The 19,245-nt window shown below is 71.6% G+C and carries 17 protein-coding genes and 1 tRNA gene; 10 read left to right on the top strand and 8 right to left on the bottom strand.

Annotated features, from left to right (window positions below; genetic code table 11):
* Positions 1-70: 70 nt before the first annotated feature.
* The 4 genes from yidC to rpmH are packed head-to-tail and all read right to left on the bottom strand — an operon-like array spanning position 71 to position 2,100.
* Positions 71-1,180 carry a membrane protein insertase YidC gene (gene yidC / locus C1N80_RS02800; RefSeq protein ID WP_137769390.1) on the bottom strand — a complete coding sequence of 370 codons (1,110 nt, stop codon included), beginning with the start codon at positions 1,178-1,180 and terminating at the stop codon, positions 71-73.
* A 37-nt stretch (positions 1,181-1,217) separates the two neighbouring features.
* Positions 1,218-1,553, bottom strand: a complete 336-nt coding sequence (yidD, locus tag C1N80_RS02795; protein ID WP_137769389.1) for a membrane protein insertion efficiency factor YidD — start codon at positions 1,551-1,553, stop codon at positions 1,218-1,220.
* Positions 1,550-1,936: a ribonuclease P protein component gene (rnpA, locus tag C1N80_RS02790; protein WP_137769388.1), complete on the bottom strand. Its 387-nt coding sequence runs from the start codon at positions 1,934-1,936 to the stop codon at positions 1,550-1,552. The genes yidD and rnpA overlap by 4 nt, the downstream gene beginning before the upstream one ends.
* 26 nt (positions 1,937-1,962) lie before the next feature.
* Positions 1,963-2,100, bottom strand: a complete 138-nt coding sequence (gene rpmH, locus C1N80_RS02785; protein ID WP_137769387.1) for a 50S ribosomal protein L34 — start codon at positions 2,098-2,100, stop codon at positions 1,963-1,965.
* Positions 2,101-2,500: 400 nt separating this feature from the next.
* On the opposite strand from rpmH, the gene dnaA reads away from it, so the two are divergent.
* The 7 genes from dnaA (at position 2,501) to C1N80_RS02750 (ending at position 14,066) form a co-directional block, all read left to right on the top strand.
* Entirely contained in the window at positions 2,501-4,204 is a 1,704-nt protein-coding gene (dnaA, locus tag C1N80_RS02780) for a chromosomal replication initiator protein DnaA (RefSeq protein WP_137769386.1), read from the top strand.
* Between the two features lie 547 nt (positions 4,205-4,751).
* Entirely contained in the window at positions 4,752-5,876 is a 1,125-nt protein-coding gene (gene dnaN / locus C1N80_RS02775) for a DNA polymerase III subunit beta (protein WP_137769385.1), read from the top strand.
* A gap of 19 nt (positions 5,877-5,895) precedes the next feature.
* Complete coding sequence (recF, locus tag C1N80_RS02770) at positions 5,896-7,167, top strand: DNA replication/repair protein RecF (RefSeq protein ID WP_137769384.1); 1,272 nt, start codon at positions 5,896-5,898, stop codon at positions 7,165-7,167.
* Entirely contained in the window at positions 7,164-7,976 is an 813-nt protein-coding gene (locus C1N80_RS02765) for a DUF721 domain-containing protein (RefSeq protein WP_137769383.1), read from the top strand. The genes recF and C1N80_RS02765 overlap by 4 nt, the downstream gene beginning before the upstream one ends.
* Before the next feature lie 564 nt (positions 7,977-8,540).
* A complete protein-coding gene (gene gyrB, locus C1N80_RS02760) occupies positions 8,541-10,580 on the top strand; it encodes a DNA topoisomerase (ATP-hydrolyzing) subunit B (protein ID WP_137771614.1) in 2,040 nt (679 codons plus the stop codon).
* Between the two features lie 72 nt (positions 10,581-10,652).
* On the top strand, positions 10,653-13,505 hold the full coding sequence (gene gyrA, locus C1N80_RS02755) for a DNA gyrase subunit A (protein WP_240811206.1): 2,853 nt from the start codon (positions 10,653-10,655) through the stop codon (positions 13,503-13,505).
* Between the two features lie 3 nt (positions 13,506-13,508).
* Positions 13,509-14,066, top strand: a complete 558-nt coding sequence (locus C1N80_RS02750) for a DUF3566 domain-containing protein (RefSeq protein ID WP_103385031.1) — start codon at positions 13,509-13,511, stop codon at positions 14,064-14,066.
* 76 nt (positions 14,067-14,142) lie between these two features.
* Here C1N80_RS02750 and C1N80_RS02745 read toward each other — a convergent pair whose 3' ends face one another.
* Entirely contained in the window at positions 14,143-14,985 is an 843-nt protein-coding gene (locus C1N80_RS02745; RefSeq protein WP_137769382.1) for an alpha/beta fold hydrolase, read from the bottom strand.
* Positions 14,986-15,080: 95 nt separating this feature from the next.
* On the opposite strand from C1N80_RS02745, the gene C1N80_RS02740 reads away from it, so the two are divergent.
* Complete coding sequence (locus tag C1N80_RS02740) at positions 15,081-15,647, top strand: TetR/AcrR family transcriptional regulator (RefSeq protein ID WP_137769381.1); 567 nt, start codon at positions 15,081-15,083, stop codon at positions 15,645-15,647.
* Positions 15,648-15,662: 15 nt separating this feature from the next.
* Here C1N80_RS02740 and C1N80_RS02735 read toward each other — a convergent pair whose 3' ends face one another.
* Both C1N80_RS02735 and C1N80_RS02730 read right to left on the bottom strand, forming a co-directional pair.
* Positions 15,663-16,142, bottom strand: coding sequence for an aminoacyl-tRNA deacylase (locus C1N80_RS02735; RefSeq protein WP_137769380.1), 480 nt, complete (start codon positions 16,140-16,142; stop codon positions 15,663-15,665).
* A 34-nt stretch (positions 16,143-16,176) separates the two neighbouring features.
* The gene (locus tag C1N80_RS02730; RefSeq protein WP_137769379.1) at positions 16,177-16,617 is read right to left on the bottom strand and encodes a GNAT family N-acetyltransferase; all 441 of its coding nucleotides are present in this window, start codon (positions 16,615-16,617) and stop codon (positions 16,177-16,179) included.
* A 91-nt stretch (positions 16,618-16,708) separates the two neighbouring features.
* On the opposite strand from C1N80_RS02730, the gene C1N80_RS02725 reads away from it, so the two are divergent.
* Positions 16,709-17,434 carry a hypothetical protein gene (locus tag C1N80_RS02725; RefSeq protein ID WP_137769378.1) on the top strand — a complete coding sequence of 242 codons (726 nt, stop codon included), beginning with the start codon at positions 16,709-16,711 and terminating at the stop codon, positions 17,432-17,434.
* A 21-nt stretch (positions 17,435-17,455) separates the two neighbouring features.
* On the opposite strand, the gene C1N80_RS02720 is transcribed toward C1N80_RS02725, so the two are convergent.
* On the bottom strand, positions 17,456-18,994 hold the full coding sequence (locus tag C1N80_RS02720) for a molybdopterin-dependent oxidoreductase (protein WP_137769377.1): 1,539 nt from the start codon (positions 18,992-18,994) through the stop codon (positions 17,456-17,458).
* 175 nt (positions 18,995-19,169) lie between these two features.
* Between C1N80_RS02720 and C1N80_RS02715 the strand changes: the two genes are divergently transcribed.
* A tRNA-Ile gene (locus C1N80_RS02715) sits at positions 19,170-19,243 on the top strand.
* The last annotated feature ends 2 nt before the right edge of the window (positions 19,244-19,245 follow it).

The following is a 19,245-nucleotide window of genomic DNA, read 5'->3' as shown; positions in this document are numbered from 1 at the left end:
CCGTGATGATCGGGATGCGGGGAGGCGGTGCGGTCGACGGCGGGAGCACCGGTGCTCCCGCCGTCGGAGGTCACTTGCGGCGCTTCTTGCCGCCCTGGTTCTTCTTCGAGAGCGCGGAGCCGGAGGAGGGCTTGTCCTTCTCCTCGGCGGCCTTCGCCTCCTGCGCGGCGCGGCGGTCCGCCTGCGCCTTCTCGCGGGCGGCGCGGGCCTGCTCGAGGCGCTCCTGGTCGGAGAGCTTCTTGCCGCCGGCGGCCTTCTTGGGCTGCACGCGGATCGGCGCGGACTCCTCCTCGACGACCACGGCCGGCTTCTTCGGCGTGAAGTCGAGGGGCTCGAGGCCCTTGCGCTCGCGCTTGTCGTTGATGCGGCGGTGGCGCGAGGCCTCCGCCGGGGAGCCCGGGGTGGGGTAGGTGAGGACCACGATGAGCTGCTGGGCCAGGGTCCACAGGCTCGTGGTGAGCCAGTACATGAGCACACCGATCGGCATGCCCGGTCCCGTGATCACGTAGATGAACGGGAGCATGTACATCATCATCTTCTGCGTGCTCGCCATCGGGCCCTCGAGGGCCGACGGGGGCATGTTGCGCATGGTCAGCTCCTTCTGGGTGATGAAGGTCGTCAGACACATGAGCGCGATGATGACGCCGGCGACGATCTTCGACGTGATGCCGCCGTCACCGGTCTTGAGGAAGCTGTCCGCGATGGTCGTGCTGCCCAGCAGGGTCGCGTGGTAGGCGCTCTTCGCGAGGTCCACGGTGAGCGGGCCGAAGGCCGCGCCGCCGGCCGCCTCGGGCAGCTTGTAGAAGAGCACGCGGAACAGGGCGAAGAAGATCGGCATCTGCAGCAGCAGCGGCAGGCACGAGGAGAGCGGGGAGGCTCCGGCCTCCTTGTAGACCGCCTGCATCTCCGTCGCCATCTTCTGGCGGGACTCCGGGTCGGTCTTGCCCTTGTACCGCTTCTGCAGCGCCTGCAGCTGCGGGGAGACCGCCTGCATCGCGCGGGAGGAGCGGATCTGCCGGATGAACAGCGGCGTGATGATGACGCGGACCACGACGGTGAGGCCCACGATGGAGAGCATCCACGTCCAGCCGGAGTTCGGGTCCATGACGAGGCCCAGGAGCGCATGGAACTTCACCATGATCCATGCGACGGCCCACTCGATGGGGTACAGGGGATTCATCGGCCTGGTCTTCCTGCCGCCCGGATGCGCATGTCGTTCATGCGATGTGACGGCTGTGGTCGGGAGTCTCGGACAAGGGTAGGCCCTCGGCGGCAGGGCGCCGTAGACGGCGTGGATTGCTCCACATGCCCGGGGCGGGCACCGGATCGTGCCCCCCTCGGGTGAGGGGGTTGCACCGCAGGATCCGGTACGTGGTCAGCAGGGTCCCCTTGACGGCGCCGTGCACGTGCAGGGCCTCGATGCCGTACTGCGAGCACACCGGGGAGTACCGGCAGGCCGGAGGGGTGTAGGGCGAGATCCCCACCTGGTAGGCGCGCACCGGCAGTATGAGCAGCCGTCGCGGCGCCCGGGCGATCGCGCGCAGGGCGCTCATGACGCGCTCGACGCTGCGGCGCGACGCTTCTCGAGCTTGCGGGTCGCGGTCCCGAGCGCCCCCAGGACCTCGTCCTCGAGGTCCGTGAACGGGATCTGCTCGATCCCGGGCAGGGCTCGCAGCACGGCGGTCGACCCGGTCGGGAACTCCGCGAGGTGATGGCGGACGATCTCCCGGAAGCGGCGGGCCACCCGGTGGCGGATCACCGAGTTGCCGACCTTCTTGGACACGACGAAACCCACGCGGGGTGCATCATCGCCCTGCTCCAGCAGGGCGAGATGCACGACCACGTGGGATCGGGCGCTGCGGACGCCTCCTCGGGTGACGGCGCTGAAGTCGTCGGAGGAGCGCAGGCGGTGCCGGGACCAGGTCGAGCCGGCCACGGGAACCCGCTCGCGGTCGCCGAGCCTCAGGCGGAGAGCTCGGAGCGGCCCTTGGCGCGGCGGGCGTTGACGATGGCGCGGCCGGCGCGGGTGCGCATGCGGGCGCGGAAGCCGTGCTTCTTGGCGCGGCGGCGGTTGTTCGGCTGGAACGTGCGCTTGGACATCGGTTCTCCTCGGTCGTGGGCACTGACGTGCCCCTCACGGTGGCGTGTGGTCCGCTGCACGGACGGATCGGTTCTCCTGCCGGGGAGGCAGGACGTGAGCCGGGGGAAGGACCGACCGGCGGACGATTCACACGGTCCGACGGCGGGTCCGGAGGGGACCGGGGAACCGTCGGGCCGACGCGCAGCGCTGACTGCACGAGTTTAGGGGCGGGTGCACAGGGGGTCAACGGATCCTAGGCGCCGGGGCGCCCGGTGTGGCCCGATTCTCACGTGTCGCTCGTGGCGCACCTCTCCCTCGTGAGGGGTCCCGAGGATCCACAGTTCTCCACAGTCCCGGTCCACAATGGACGGGGAACCTGTGGAAAACTACCCCGACACCCGCCCCGCGATGGAGACCGAGATGAACGACGCGCAGCCCGATGCGATCTGGGATCGCACCCTGGCGACCCTGCGCCAGGACAGCGCCGTCTCCACGCGCGCGTTCGCGATGCTCAGCCTGTCCCGTCTGATGGCCGTCGTGGCGGACACCGCCCTGCTCGCAGCGCCGAACACCTCGGCGAAGGAGCTCTTCGAGAACCGCATCGCGGGCGCCCTGAAGGACGCGCTGCGGGAGGCGACCGGACGCGAGACCCGCTTCGCCGTCACGGTCGACGAGTCGCTCATGCTCGAGGACGACGACGAGCCGGCACGTCCCCCCGCCGCGACCTCGGGTTCCGCCCCGCGGAATGCACAGGATGTGGACAACTCTGTGGACAGCGCTGCGGCGGAGGTCCACCGCGAGGCCCCGTTCCGCGCGAACGGGTCCGTCCGGCCCGACGGGCGCGACGGCGCCCGCGCCGTGCTCCCCGTCACGCCGTCCTCCTCGAGCGCCGCCTCCACGAGCGCCGAGGCCGACGGCGCGATCGCCCCGGCGGACGTCGCCGAGGCCGGTCGCGGCTTCTCCGAGACCTCCCCCTACACGGGCTACTCGGGCGCCTCCGCCCCCTCCCCGATGCCGGCCCCGCGCCGACCCCGTCCGGTGGACCCGGGCGGCTCGACCCTCGGCGAGGACTCACGGCTCAACGCCAAGTACACCTTCGACACCTTCGTCATCGGCTCCTCGAACCGCTTCGCGCAGGCCGCGGCCTCCGCCGTCGCGGAGACCCCCGCGAAGGCCTACAACCCGCTGTTCATCTACGGCGGCTCGGGGCTGGGAAAGACGCACCTGCTGCACGCGGTGGGCCACTACGCCAAGAGCCTCTACCCGGACGTCGTCGTGCGGTACGTGAACTCCGAGGAGTTCACCAACGACTTCATCAACTCCGTGCAGTCCGGCCAGTTCGGCAAGGCGCAGGAGTTCCAGCGGCGGTACCGGGACATCGACATCCTGCTCATCGACGACATCCAGTTCCTGCAGCGGGCCCCGGAGACGATGGAGGCCTTCTTCCACACGTTCAACTCGCTGCACAACACGGACAAGCAGATCGTCATCACCTCGGACCTCCCTCCCAAGGAGCTCGGGGGCTTCGAGGACCGCATGCGCTCCCGCTTCGAGATGGGGCTCATGACCGACGTGCAGCCGCCGGACCTCGAGACCCGCATCGCGATCCTCCGCAAGAAGGTCGCGCAGGAGAACACGGGCGAGGTCCCGCACGACGTCCTGGAGTACATCGCCTCCCACATCGCGACGAACATCCGCGAGCTCGAGGGGGCCCTGATCCGCGTGCAGGCGCTGCACTCGCTCTCCCGGCAGCCGATGGACGTCACCCTCGCCGCGAGCGTCCTCAAGGACCTGCTCTCCCACGACGACGGCACCCAGATCACGGCCTCGACGATCATCGCGCAGACGGCCACGTACTTCGGGCTCTCCGTCGAGGAGATCGTGGGCACCGGCCGCAGCCGCCGGCTCGTCTCGGCACGGCAGATCGCGATGTACCTGTGCCGGGAGCTCACGGACATGCCGCTGATCCGGATCGGCGAGGAGTTCGGCGGCCGTGATCACACGACCGTGATGCACGCCAACAAGAAGATCTCGGAGCTCATGAAGGAGCGACGCGCGATCTTCAACCAGGTCACCGAGCTCACCGCGAAGATCAAGAGCTCGAACTCCGCCTCGCGCTCCTGAGGGGTCCCGCGGATCGGGCCGCAGCAGCGCTGCGACCTGCGCGAGGAGCGGGAGATGACAGGTCTCCGCGAGTCCCTGTCGTCCCCAATGTGGACAACTCTGTGGACAGTGTGGATCGACGGATGTTCCCGCAGGAGCCGATGTGCACGGATGAATGACAGGAATCCGGCGATGAGCGGAGGGTGTGCACACTCCGCCCACGTCGAGGATCGACGTCTCCACAGATCGAGGGGATGACATGTTCCGCGTACGACCTGCACGGACGGGGGTTGTCCACCGGATCCACAGCCGTGAAGAAGAGGTCTGTAGTTCTTTCGCTCGATGGGGATGTGGATGAGGGGGCGCTGCCGGGACGTGTGTTCCGGCGGCGGTGATCGCGGGGCGCGGGGAGGGCGGCAAGGACGAAGAAGGTGCGAGCGTGGGCGGTTCGCCGCATCAGCGCGAGCGCGGATGTCAAGGATCCTCGCCGGTGCGTCGTCGGGAGCGCGGAGTTACCGATACGCTGGGCCCCGTTCTGACGATCGACCACTGCGAAGGAGTGGCAACGGTGAAGTTCCACCTCGACCGCGGCGTCCTCGGGGACGCCGTCACCTGGGCCACCCGCACCCTCCCCGTCCGCCCGGCGATGCCGATCCTGCAGGGTGTGCGGATCGTGGCCGATGCCGCCGGCCAGCTGCAGCTCTCGACCTTCGACTACGAGGTCAGCGCGCAGATCTCGCTCGACGCCGAGGTGGAGCAGCCCGGTGAGGTGCTCGTCCAGGGCCGCATGCTCTCCGACATCGTCCGCGCCCTCCCGAACAAGAACGTGAGCGTCGCCCTCGAGGGGACGAAGCTCCAGGTCCGCTGCGGATCGGCGCGCTTCGCCCTCGCGACCCTCCCCGTCGAGGAGTACCCGCAGCTGCCGGCGATGCCCGACCGCGCCGGCTCCGTGCCCGCGGACGTCTTCTCCGAGGCGATCTCGCAGGTCACCGTCGCCGCCTCGAAGGACGACACCCTGCCCCTGCTGACCGGCGTGAAGGTCGAGACCAGCGGCGAGACCATGACGCTCATGGCGACCGACCGCTACCGCCTCGCGCTGCGCGAGCTGACCTGGAACCCGGACACCCCCGGCACCGAGCACACCGCCCTGGTGCGCGGCCGCACCCTCCACGAGGTCGCCCGCTCGCTCTCCACCGGCGGCAGCGTCGAGATCGCTCTCGCGCAGGAGTCCTCCGCGAACCTCATCGGCTTCGAGGCCGGCGGTCGCCGCACCACGTCGACCCTCGTGGACGGCGAGTACCCGCCCGTGCGCCGGCTGTTCCCCGAGACCACCGCGATCACCGCCGTCGTCTCCACCGCCGCCCTGATCGACGCGGTCAAGCGCGTCTCCCTCGTCGCCGAGCGCAACACCCCCGTGCGGCTGTCCTTCACCGAGGGGCAGGTCGCCCTTGAGGCCGGCGCCGGTGACGACGCCCAGGCCAGCGAGGTGCTCGAGGCGCAGCTCGAGGGCGAGGACCTCGTCGTGGGCTTCAACTCCGGCTTCCTGCTCGACGGCCTCGGCGCGCTGGGCAAGGACTTCGCCCGGCTCACCTTCACCGACTCGATCAAGCCGTCCGTCATGTGCGGCCAGGAGTCCCTCGAGGGCACCCCGGACACCTCGTACCGGTACCTGATCATGCCGATGCGGATCTGAGGGAGGGAGACTTCCCTCCGTGCAGCTGACCTCCCTCGAGCTCACCGACTTCCGCTCGTACCCCCATCTCGACCTGCCCGTTCGCCCCGGCATCACCGTGCTCGTGGGCCGGAACGGCCAGGGCAAGACCAATGTCGTCGAGGCGCTGTGGTACCTCGCGACGCTCTCGAGCCACCGCGTCCCCCACGACGCGGCCCTCGTGCACCGCGGCTCCTCCACCGCGATCGTCCGCGCCTCGTTCGTGCGCGCGGGGCGACCGCTCCAGGTGGACCTCGAGATCACGCCGGGCCGCGCGAACCGCGCCCGACTGCAGGGGCAGAACGTCTCGCGTCTGCGTGACCTCCTGGGCGAGGTGCGCGCCGTGCTCTTCGCCCCCGAGGACCTGGGCCTGGTCAAGGGCGATCCCGAGGGCCGGCGACGCTTCCTCGACGAGCTGCTCTTCGTCATCGCGCCCCGCTACGCCTCGGTCAAGGCGGATTACGACCGCGTGCTCAAGCAGCGCTCGAACCTGCTCAAGCAGATGCGCTCGATGCGCCGCGGCGGCAGCGGTCGCAGCGTGGGAGGGCTGGACCCGGCCGAGTCCGCGGCGAGCACCCTCGAGGTGTGGGACCAGCAGCTCGCCCGCCACGGTGCGGAGCTGCTGCGCGCGCGCCTGCACCTCGTGAACCGCCTCCGCCCTCACCTCGGCTACTCCTACCTGCGGGTCGCGACTGACGAGGGCGCCGACTCCGCGCTCGACCTCCCTCCCGCGCAGCGCGGCGAGGTGAGCTCCCCGGCGGACGTCGCCTATCGCTCCGCCGTGCTCGACGAGCTGGGCGCGGCCCCCGGTGAGCTGCCGCCGACCGCGCAGATCCATGACGCGCTGCTGGCCCTGATCGCCGCCCGGCACGACGAGGAGATCGACCGCGGCGTCACCCTGACCGGACCGCATCGCGACGACCTCGAGATCCGTCTCCACGACTTCCCCGCGAAGGGCTACGCGAGCCACGGCGAGTCCTGGTCCCTCGCGCTCGCCCTGCGCCTGGCCAGCTACGACCTGCTGCGCCTGGAGGAGGGGGACCTCGGGGACGGGGAGCCGATCCTCGTGCTCGACGACGTCTTCAGCGAGCTCGACGTGCACCGTCGGGAGCGTCTGGGCCGCATCGTCACGGGCGCCTCGCAGGTGCTCATCACGACTGCGAACGACAGCGACATCCCCGCCTCGCTCGAGGGGTCGATCCAGCTCGTGGACGTGACCCTCGGGCATGCGGTCCCGCGGGGTGACGGCACGGCGCGGGGCACCGCGCCATGAGCGGGCGGCCGCCCGCGCACGGACCGCGGCGACCGCGGCTCGCGAACCCCTACGACCTCTCGACCTGGTCCGGGACCCCTGCCGCGGCACCGGAGCCCGAGCCGGAGCCGGGAACCGAGCCCGTCGCGACCCCCGCACGGACCACGGGTGACCGCCGCTCCCCGTCGCGGGGCGCGCGTGGCTCCGCACCGAGCGCGCACCGCGACCCGGAGCCGTGGGCGGAGGCACGGGACGACGCCGAGCCGTCCCCCGTCGCCGAGGAGGAGGTGGACCCGCCGCCGCTGCCGCGGCCGGACGATCCCTTCGAGCTCGCGCGCCGCGCCGTGAACCGCTCCCGCGCCGCCGCGCGCGACCGCGGTCTCTTCCCGATCTCCGCCAAGACCCAGGCGCGGGACGCCCGCGACCGCTCGGGCCGCTCACCCGGCTACTCGGGAGCACGCCCCGACCCGCGCGACCCGCAGGGCATCGAGTCGGTGCTGCGCAAGGTGCTCGGGAACCTGGGCTGGAACGCGGGGATGAGCACGGGCCGTGTGCTCGAGGAGTGGGACGAGATCGTGGGCGAGCGCGTCGCGACCCACTGCCGGCCCGTCTCCTTCGAGGAGGGCGTGCTCGTGGTGAGCGCGAGCTCCTCCGCGTGGGCGGCGCAGATGCGCATGCTCACCCCGCAGCTGATCACCTCGATCGAGGAGCACGTGGGTGCGCACGTGGTCTCCGAGCTGCGCGTGACCGGCCCCGCGGCGGCGGAGCGCAGCTGGAAGAAGGGGCGCCGCACCGTCCAGTGGAGGGGCCCGCGGGACACCTACGGCTGAGCCCCGTCCGCGGGGAGGGAGCCGTCCCCGCAGGCGCCCCGCTGCCGCGTCAGCACCCCGGGAGGGGTACGGGCCCTCGTCCTCACCCCTGCGGGACGGTCCCAGCGGCCGTCATGCACCGCCTGAGGGGATCTGGGCGTTGCGTCGTCCACAGCTCCAGGGTGTTCCTGCGGCTGTGCACCGCCCCCGTCCGGTAGACTGGGCGAGGTCCGGCCGACGGTCGCCGGCGACGCCCGGGAGCCCGGTGCGCGCCTGCCGCCGCCCGAGCCTCCGGCCCTCGCGAGGGGACCGGATGCGGCCGGCATCCCGCCACCGCGGCCCGCGGTGCTCGCGCGCGTGCGCGCGCCACCATCATGGGCCGTCGCCGTGCGGAGGTGCCGATCGTCGGTCACGCCGGACCGCCCGCCCCCGGAGCTCCACCCGCCGGGGGTCCCAGATCGCGAGGAGCAGCAACAGGTGAGCGAGAGCGACCACAGCACGGCCGAGCAGGCAGCCGGCCCCGAGGGCACCGTCCCCGGAGACACCGCAGGAGGCGCACCCGCCTCCGGCACCCCGGGACCGGAGGTGACGCTCTCCGCAGGTGAGGTCGCGGCGCACGCGCCCACCCACTACGACGCCTCGGACATCACCGTCCTCGAGGGCCTCGAGGCGGTGCGCAAGCGCCCTGGCATGTACATCGGCTCCACCGGTGAGCGCGGCCTCCACCACATGGTGCAGGAGATCGTCGACAACTCCGTGGACGAGGCCATGGCCGGCCACGGCGACTCGATCGAGGTCACGCTGCTCGAGGACGGCGGCGTCCGCGTCGTCGACCACGCCCGCGGCATCCCGGTCGCGATGCACCCCACCGAGGGCAAGCCGGCCGTCGAGCTGGTGCTCACCGTCCTCCACGCGGGCGGCAAGTTCGGCGGGGGCGGCTACGCCGTCTCCGGCGGCCTGCACGGCGTGGGCTCCTCCGTCGTCAACGCGCTCTCGACCCGCATGGCGGTGGAGATCCGTCGCGACGGCCACGTCTGGCGCCAGTCCTACGCGCGCGGCGTGCCCGAGGTCCCGCTCGAGAAGGGCGAGGAGACCGAGGAGACCGGCACCACGATCACCTTCTGGGCTGACGGCGAGATCTTCGACGAGACCGTCTACGACTTCGAGACGCTCCGCAAGCGCTTCCAGCAGATGGCGTTCCTCAACAAGGGACTGCGGATCTCGCTCACCGACGAGCGCACCCCGGAGGCCGAGGAGGACCCGGACCTCGTCGACGTCGAGATCGACGGCCCCGACGCCACGGAGGCCAAGGACAAGGGCCCGCGCACCGTCTCCTACCGCTACGAGCGGGGGCTGCAGGACTACGTCGAGTTCATCAACTCCGCCAAGCGCGCCGAGGTCATCCACCCCGACGTCGTCTCCTTCGAGTCCGAGGACACCGAGGCGCAGATCAGCGTCGAGGTCGCCATGCAGTGGACAACCGCCTACTCCGAGTCGGTGCACACCTACGCCAACACGATCAACACCCATGAGGGCGGCACCCACGAGGAGGGCTTCCGCAGCGCGCTGACCTCGATCGTCAACCGCTACGGCAAGGCGCAGGGCATCCTCAAGGAGAAGGACGCCAACCTCACGGGCGAGGACATCCGCGAGGGCCTCACCGCCGTGATCTCGGTGAAGCTCGGCGAGCCGCAGTTCGAGGGCCAGACCAAGACCAAGCTCGGCAACACCGTGGCCCGCACCTTCATGGTCAAGGTCATGACGGACCAGCTGCAGGACTGGTTCGTGTCGCACCCGCAGGAGGCCAAGTCGATCGTCCTGAAGGGCCAGGCCGCCGCGGCCGCCCGCGAGGCGGCCCGCAAGGCGCGCGACGCGACGCGTCGGAAGTCCCCGCTCGAGACCGGCGGCATGCCGGGCAAGCTGCGTGACTGCTCCTCCCGCAACCCCGGGGAGTGCGAGATCTTCATCGTCGAGGGCGACTCGGCCGGAGGCTCCGCCGTCTCCGGGCGCGACCCGCGCACCCAGGCGATCCTCCCGATCCGCGGCAAGATCCTCAACGTCGAGAAGGCGCGGCTGGACCGCGCCCTGGACAACCAGGAGGTCCGTTCGCTGATCACGGCCTTCGGCACGGGGATCGGCGAGGACTTCGACGCCACCAAGCTCCGCTACCACAAGATCATCCTGATGGCGGATGCCGACGTCGACGGCCAGCACATCTGCACCCTGCTGCTGACCCTGCTGTTCCGCTACATGCGCCCGCTCATCGAGCTCGGCCACGTGTTCATCGCGATGCCGCCGCTGTACCGCCTGAAGTGGTCCAACGCCCCGCACGAGTACGTGTTCAGCGACGAGGAGCGCAACGCGAACCTCGAGACGGGCCGCGCGGCCGGCAAGCGGATCCCCAAGGACAACGGCATCCAGCGCTACAAGGGCCTCGGCGAGATGGACTGGAAGGAGCTGCAGACCACCACCATGGACCGCGACTCCCGCACCCTCAAGCAGGTCACCGTGGACGAGGCGGCCGACGCCGACACCATCTTCTCCGTGCTCATGGGTGACGACGTCGATGCGCGCCGTCGCTTCATCCAGGAGAACGCGAAGGACGTCCGCTTCCTCGACATCTGATCCCGGACCCCGGCGCAGCGCCCCGCGCGCCCGCGGTCCCTCCCCTGACCGGCCACCGCTGAAAGGCCTTCCATGAGCGACACCCCTGACACGCCTCAGGACCCCACGACCCCCGATGAGCCCGTCGTCCCCGAGGACGGCGCCGCGGGCGACGCCATGAGCGGGGTCGGCGACGCCGCCCTGCCGGGCGCCCCCGCCGGCCCCACCCCCGAGGGCGCGACGGAGGTCTCCGCCGCGGAGGCCGAGGCCCGCACCGTCACCCTCGTCGACCCGCTCGACGACGGCGAGGGCGACCGCGTCACCCAGGTCGACCTCAACCAGGAGATGCAGAGGTCCTACCTCGACTACGCGATGAGCGTGATCGTGGGGCGTGCGCTCCCGGACGTCCGCGACGGCATGAAGCCCGTGCACCGCCGCATCGTCTACGCGATGTACGACGGCGGCTACCGCCCCGACCGCTCCTTCTCGAAGTGCGCGAAGGTCGTCGGCGAGGTCATGGGCAACTACCACCCCCACGGCGACTCGGCGATCTACGACGCCATGGTGCGCCTCGTGCAGCCGTGGTCGATGCGGTACCCGCTGATCCTGGGCCAGGGCAACTTCGGCTCGGCCGGCGACGACGGCGCGGCCGCCCCCCGGTACACCGAGTGCAAGATGGCACCGCTCGCCCTCGAGCTCGTCCGCGACATCGACCAGGACACGGTCGACATGCAGGACAACTACGACGGCACCGTCGACGAGCCGATGATCCTCCCGGCCCGCTTCCCGAACCTGCTGGTCAACGGCTCCGCCGGCATCGCGGTCGGCATGGCGACGAACATCCCGCCGCACAACCTGCGCGAGGTCGCCGAGGCCGTGCAGTGGCTGCTGACGAACCCGGAGGCGACGAAGCCGGAGCTGCTCGAGGCGTGCCTGCGCTTCATCAAGGGCCCCGACTTCCCCACGGGAGCGACGATCGTGGGCACCAAGGGCATCGAGGAGGCGTACCGCACCGGGCGCGGCTCGATCACCCAGCGCGCCGTCGTCTCCACCGAGGAGATCAACGGGCGCATGTCGCTCGTCGTCACGGAGCTGCCCTACCAGGTCAACCCCGACACCCTCGCCCGCAAGATCGCGGAGCTCGTGAAGCTCGGCCGCCTGCAGGGCATCGCCGACATCACCGACGAGACCTCGGGCCGCACCGGCCAGCGCCTCGTGCTGACCCTCAAGCGGGACGCCGTGGCGAAGGTGGTGCTGAACAACCTCTACAAGCACACCCAGCTGCAGGAGAACTTCTCCGCGAACATGCTGGCGCTCGCCGGCGGCGTGCCGCGCACGCTCTCGATCGACTCCTTCGTCCGCGAGTGGACGAAGCACCAGATCGAGGTCATCGTGCGGCGCACCCGGTACCGCCTGCGCAAGGCCGAGGAGCAGATCCACATCTACCGCGGCTACCTCAAGGCGCTCGACGCGCTCGACGAGGTCATCACGCTGATCCGCCGCTCCCCGGACGCCGACGAGGCGCGCGTGGGCCTCATGGGCCTGCTCGAGATCGACGAGATCCAGGCCAACGCGATCCTCGCGATGCAGCTGCGACGCCTGGCCGCCCTCGAGCGCCAGAAGATCATCGACGAGCACGACCGCCTGCAGGCGCTCATCGAGGAGTACAAGGCGATCCTCGCCTCCCCCGAGCGGCAGCGGCAGATCGTCTCCGAGGAGCTCGGCGAGATCGTCGACAAGTACGGCGACGAGCGCCGCACGCGCATCCTGCCCTTCGACGGCGACATGTCGATGGAGGACCTCATCCCCGAGGAGGACGTGGTCGTCACGATCACGCGGGGCGGCTACGTCAAGCGCACCCGCACCGACCAGTACCGCGCCCAGAAGCGCGGCGGCAAGGGCGTGCGCGGCGCGTCCCTGCGCACGGACGACGTGGTCGAGCACTTCTTCACCACGACCACCCACCAGTGGATCCTGTTCTTCACCAACCAGGGGCGCGTCTACCGTGCCAAGGGCTACGAGCTCCCCGAGGCGCCGCGTGACGCCAAGGGTCAGCACGTCGCGAACCTCATGGCCTTCCAGCCGGACGAGCACATCGCCTCCGTGCTCGCGATCGACGGCTACGAGGACGCCGAGTACCTGGTGCTCGCCACCCGCTCGGGCCTCGTGAAGAAGACCGCGATGACGGCCTACGACTCGAACCGCACCGGCGGCATCATCGCGATCAACCTGCGCGACGTCGACGGTCCCGACGGCCCCGAGCCGGACCGCGTGATCGCCGCGCGGGCCGTGGACGAGGACGATCAGCTGCTGCTGGTCTCCCGCAACGGCCAGAGCGTGCGCATGCCCGCCGCGGACGACGTCCTGCGCCCGATGGGCCGCTCCACGAGCGGCGTGACCGGCATGAAGTTCCGTGAGGACGACGAGCTGCTCGCGATGGACGTGGTGCGGCCGGGGACCTTCGTGGTCACCGTGACCGACGGCGGCTTCGCCAAGCGCACCGATGTCGATGAGTACCGCGTGCAGGGCCGCGGCGGCCTGGGCATCCGGGTCGCGAAGCTGCCCGACGACCGCGGTCACCTCGTGGGCGCGGCCGTCGTCCAGGAGACCGACGAGCTGCTCGTCGTCATGGCCAAGGGTCGCGTGGTCCGCTCGAAGGTGGCGGAGGTCCCCGCGAAGGGCCGCACCACCATGGGCGTCACGTTCGCCAAGCCCGACAAGGCCGACACCATCCTGTTGGTCACCACGAGCGCCGAGTCCGAGATCGACGAGGAGGCGGTCGACCCCGAGGAGCGGCCCGATCTCGAGCCGGCCGCGGGTGGCGATGCTGTGGAGGCTCCGTCCGAGGGTGACGCCGGTGCGGAACCGGGGACCGCTGACGGGCTAGGCTCTGACCAGTCCGACCCGGCCGAAGCCGGGACCGACGCCGACATCACCGAGGAGTGATCCGTGACCTCGAGCACCTCCAAGGGGACCTCGCCCGACGAGACCTCGTCGCTTCCCGCCTTCCAGGAGAAGGGGAAGGCCGCCCGCACGGGCAGCGCGCCCTCGCCCTCCGAGGCCGGCCTGGGCAGCGGCAGGGGGTCCGCCGGCAAGGGCGCCTCCCGCAGCCCCGTGAAGAAGCCCGCCGGGGACGCCGAGCGCCGCGGCCCGCGCCGTGTGCGGCTGACCCTCGCCCGGATCGACCCGTTCTCGGTGATGAAGCTGTCCTTCCTCGTCGCGCTCGCGATCGGCCTGGCGACCGTGGTGGCCGTGGTGCTGCTGTGGAACCTCGTCGACGCGATCGGCCTGTGGGCGCAGATCGACCAGCTGGGCAAGGACCTCAACGGCGGTGACGCGCTGCCGTTCATGGACTTCTTCAGCTTCTCGAAGTTCGTCTCCTACGGGACCGTGGTGGCCGTGGTGAACGTCGTGATCATCACGGCGCTCGGCACGCTGCTGGCGTTCCTGTACAACCTCGTCGCCGCCCTGCTGGGCGGGCTGAAGTTCACCTTCACCGACGACTGATCCGGGCCCCGGCGCGGAGAGCAGCGGGCGCGCACCCCTCGAGGGGTGCGCGCCCGCTGTCGTCGTCCCTGGTGCCTCAGGCGCCGACGAAGGGCAGCAGCGCCGCGTTGACCTCCTCGGCGTGGGTGCGCAGCAGGCCGTGCGGCGCGCCCTCGATCTCGACGTACTCGGCGTCCGGCAGCAGCGCGTGGAAGCGGCGTCCGGTCGCGTCGATCGGGAGGATGCGGTCTCCGGTGCCGTGGAGGATGAGCACGGGCAGACCCGTCTCCTTCACGGCGGCGACGTCCCCGCGGAAGTCCTCGATCCAGCTGGGGACGACGGCGTAGGCGCCGGTGGGGGCGCTCGAGATGGCCACGTTCCAGCTGCCGTCCACGGCCTCCTGGCTGATCCGGGAGCCGAGGGTCTCGTCGAGGTTGTAGAAGTCGGCGAAGAACTGGGTGTACCAGGCGTAGCGGTCGCCGCGGGCGGCCTCGACGATGCCGTCGAAGACGCTCTGGTCCACGCCCTCGGGGTTGTCCTCGCGCCGGACGAGGAAGGGCTCGAGCGAGGCGAGGAAGGCGAGGCGCGCGATGCGCTCGTGGCCGTGGCGGGCGACGTAGCGGGCGAGCTCGCCGGTGCCCATCGAGAAGCCGACGAGGGTGACGTCGCGCAGGTCGAGGGTCTCGAGGACCTGGTGGAGGTCGTCGGCGAAGGTGTCGTAGTCGTAGCCGGTGGTGACCTTCGAGGACTTCCCGAAGCCGCGGCGGTCGTAGGTGATGACGCGGTGGCCGGACTCGAGCAGGGCGCGGGTCTGCAGCTCCCAGCTGTGGCCGTCGAGCGGGTAGCCGTGGATGAGGAGGACGGGGCGGCCCTCGCCGTGGTCCTCGTAGTACAGCTCGACGGGGGTGGAGTTCTCGGTGCCGACGGTGATGGTCCCCATGACGGGTGTCCTTCCGGAAGAGGTGAGAACGGGCGTTCTCGCCGATGGATCACAAACTAGAGAACGTGCGTTCTCGTGTCAAGTACCATGACGGGATGGACGAGGACGAGGCCCGCGAGAGGATCCTGGCGACGGCGGAGCGGCTCTACTACGAGCGCGGCTACGGCGCCGTCGGCATGGACGCGCTGCGCACCGAGGCCGGCGTCTCCCTGCGCCGGCTCTACGGGCTCTTCCCCTCCAAGGAGGACATCGTCGCTGCGGTGCTCGCCCGCCGCCGCGTGGAGTGGGAGGACGCGCTCGCCGCGAAGGTCGACCTCGCCGGGGAGGACCGCCGCGCACGCATGCTCGCCGTCTTCGACCACCTCGCCGAATGGTTCGTGGACCCCACCTTCCGCGGCTGCGCCTTCCTGCGCGCCTGGGGCGAGCTCTCCGGGACCGACGAGCAGGTCGCGCAGATCGTCCGCGACCACAAGGCCGCCTTCCAGCGCACCATGGTCGAGCTCGTAGGGGAGGACGTGGCCGGCGGGGAGCAGCTCGCCGCCCAGCTCTCCCTGCTCGCCGAGGGCGCTCAGTCCACCGCCGCGATCGCCGGCGAGCCCAGCGCCGCGGCCCATGCCCGCGCCGCCGCCGAGGTGCTCGTGGACCACGCCCTCGCCGCCTGAGCGGGGCGAGGGCGCTCAGCCCTGCTGGAGCTCGGTGACGTCGGCGACCTGTGCGTCGAGGAAGCCGAGCGCGGCCTCGGCGCTCACCGTTGCGGCCGTGCCGTGCGCCCCCGCGCCCACGGAGATCCGACGCTCCGGGTCCCCCACGAGGGAGGCGTCCGCGACGACCGGCCAGGCCGTCGTCGAACCGAAGGGCGTGATGGTGCCGCGCTCGTATCCGGTGACGTCCTTCGCGACCTCCTTGTCCGGCATGGACAGGCGGTTCACGCCGAGCAGCGACCGCAGCAGCGGCCAGGAGATCTCCCGGTCCCCGGGGACGAGCACGAACAGGAAGTCGCCCTCGCCGCGCCGCACCACGAGTGTTTTCACGATGTCCCGCGACTGCACGCCGCGGGCGGCCGCCGCCTCCGCGAGGGAGCCCACCCGCCCGTGGCGGGTGATCTCGAAGTCGAGGCCCGAGGCCTCCAGGGCGTCGATCGCGCGCTGCTCGTTCATGCCGCCAGCCTAGGCGCGCGCCCGCCCGAGCGGCTCAGCGCCGCCGCCGCACCATCCACGCCTCGGGGTCCTCGAGCGCCTCGAAGCCCGCACGGACGTAGAGCGAAGCCCCCTCCGGCGAGGCCTTGAGCAGCACGCGCTTCAGGCCCAGGGGCTCGAGGTCCGCGAGGATCCCGTCCACGAGGGCGGCGCCGAGTCCCCGGGAACGATGGGCGGGGTCGACAACGACGTCCGCGAGCCAGGCGAAGGTCACGCTGTCGGTGACGATGCGCGCGTAGCCGACCTGCCGTCCCGTGGCCCGCTCGAGCAGGCCGTAGTTGCGGGACACCGCGACGATCGCCACCTGCTGCTCGCGGCTCCGACCGGCCGCCCAGTATGCGTGGTCCAGCAGCAGCCGGTGCACGCGCGCGACGTCGATGCGCTCGCGCTCGGTCGTGAGCTCGTAGGCGGGATCCAGGGCGGCGGGGGAGGTCATGGCACCAGTCTCCGCGGCGACGAGCCTGCCCTGCGGCGACGGCCAGGATGCGGCGCGCCCGGCGGCGTCCTGCACCGCTACGCTCGGCGACATGCATGACGCCGCGCCCCGCCCCCCGCAGGACTACCCCTGGCCCGAGGCGCTCCCGCCGCTCGCCGTCCTCGGGGCCGGCGGCGCCGCCGAGCCCGCCGCGGATCTCCCCGCCGCCGACGCCGCGCTCGCCCGCCTCGGCGCCGCAGGGCTCGAGGGCCGTCATCTTGTGCTCGCCGTCGGCTCCAACCGGAACCCGCAGGTGATCGCCGCGAAGTACGCCCACGCCGGGCTGCTGCAGGACGCGCAGGCCGCGACCGTGCTGGTCACCGCTCATGTCACCGGGATCGCCGTCGGGCACAGCGCGCACGCCTCCGCCCCCGGCTACGTCCCCGCCGCGCCCTTCGCCGCGCCAGGCGCGCGCACGGAGGTCACCGGGCTGTGGGTCACCACCGAGCAGCGCGAGGCGATCGACGTCACCGAGCCCAACTACGAGCGTCTTGCCCTCCCCGTCGGCCCGTTCCCGCTCGAGCTCGCCGCCGGAGAGGCTCCCGCGGCGGCGGAGGTCTACGCGAGCCGGCACGGGGTGATCGGCCGCCTGCGCCCGCTGCCGCTGCATGCGAGCCAGCAGGAGCTGTTCGACCGGCTCGCCGCGCTCGTGGACCCCGATCCCTTCGAGGGGGACGCGGCGGAGGTCTGCGCGCGCCTCGCCGCGGATCCGGAGGACGCCCGCGCCCTGCTCGCCTCCCACGGCCTCGACCTGCCCGACGGACTGCCCCGTCCCTGAGACACGCCCCGACCCCCGGGCTCAGCGCACGGTGAAGGACACTTCGTGCCAGCCGCTCGCCCCGTCGGGCGCGGGGGAGGCGACCTTCGAGGTCTGCAGCTCCCCGGTGCCGTCCGTGGCCCGCACCCGGGCCGTGTGCTCGCCGGGAGTGGCGTCGGCCCAGTTCAGCGACCACTGCACCCAGGTGTCGCCGCTGATGGCGGTGGCGAGGGTCGCGTCCTGCCAGGGGTCGTCGTCGAGCTGGACCTGCACGCCATTCACCCCGCGGTGCTGCGCCCAGGCGGTGCCGCCCAGGGTCACGGCGCCGGCGTCGTCCGCCCGCACCCGTGCCCCGTCGCGCGGCACGTCGATGCGGGAGGCGGTCTTGATCGGCCCCTTCTCCGACCAGCCGCGGTCCGTCCAGTAGGCGGTCGCGTCGGCGAAGCGGGTCACCGTCAGCCCCTCGACCCACTTGGTCGCCGAGACGTAGCCGTACAGGCCCGGCACGACCATCCGCACCGGGTAGCCGTGCTCCGGCGGCAGCGCCTCCCCGTTCATGGCGACCGCGAGGATCGCGTCGCGGTCATCCGTGAGCGCTTCGAGCGGGGTGGAGGCGGTGAAGCCGTCCACCGAGCGGGAGAGGACCATGTCCGCGCCGTCCTGCACGCCGGCGCGGGCGAGCAGGGTGCGCACGGGCACGCCGATCCAGCGGGCGTTGCCGGCGAGATCCCCGCCCACCGTGTTGGAGACGCAGGTGAGCGTCACCGTGGTCTCGATCGCGGGCTCGGCGAGCAGCTCCTCGAAGCTCAGGGTGAGCTCCTGGTCCACGAGGCCCACGATGCGCAGGGACCAGGTCGAGGGGTCAACGCGCGGCACGGCGAGGGCCGTGTCGATGCGGTAGAAGTCGGTGTTCGTGGTGACAACGTCGGGCATGCCCTCGAGAGTGACCTGCGCGCTCGCCGGGACCGCGGGGGCCGGCGCTGTGGGCGTGGGGATCGTGAAGCGGCGGGCCGCGGCCTCCGCGGCGGAGCGCCCGGCGTTCACGACCCGCGCGCCGGCGCCCAGCAGCACCGCACCGATCGCGACGGCGCCGCTGACGAGCAGGTCGCGCCGGCCGGCGCCGTCACCGGGCTCCCGCTCCCGGGCGGCGCCGCGCAGGAGCAGCAGCAGGGCGGGGGCGCCGACGGCGGTGCCGAGCAGCGTGGGCAGCATGCTCGCCGGGGCGTTCTCCGGCCGGGTCATGACGACGACGGCGGCGAGCACCCCGAGCGCCGTGAGCGCGAGCACCGCGTCCCCGATGCGGCGCGTGCCGAGCAGCCCGATCCCGGCCGTGAGGGCGAGGTGCACGACGCCCATGCAGAGGAACAGGACGAGCTTGTCCGCCGTGCCGAACAGGGCGACGACCACGTCCTTCAGAGCGCCCGGGATCAGGTCCACGAAGGCGCCGCCGACGGCGACGAAGGGCGCGGAGGACGCGCTGAACAGCAGGGACGCGAGCTCCGCGACGGCGACGAGCACGAGCCCCGCGGCCACGCCCGCGAGAGCGGAGCGGGTGCGCACGGCAGGGGGCGAGGCGGTCATGGGCTCCCCTTCCCTGCGGTGGTCGTGCGGGCTACGAGGGCCAGCGTGCGCCCCGAGCCTCCGAATCCGCTGTGACCTCGGGTACAGCACGGGCTCTCGGTTGGACGTTCAGGCGGGGCGCCCGTACAGTAGTGCGTCGGTGGCCCACCCGGTACGATCCGGTTCCAGCCCCCATGGGCCTATAGCTCAGTCGGTTAGAGCGCTGTCCTGATAAGACAGAGGTCACTGGTTCAAGTCCAGTTAGGCCCACT

The organism is Brachybacterium sp. SGAir0954 (assembly GCF_005490785.1).
GTDB classification, from domain to species: Bacteria; Actinomycetota; Actinomycetes; order Actinomycetales; family Dermabacteraceae; genus Brachybacterium; species Brachybacterium rhamnosum.
This window is presented reverse-complemented; position numbering and strand designations above follow the sequence as displayed.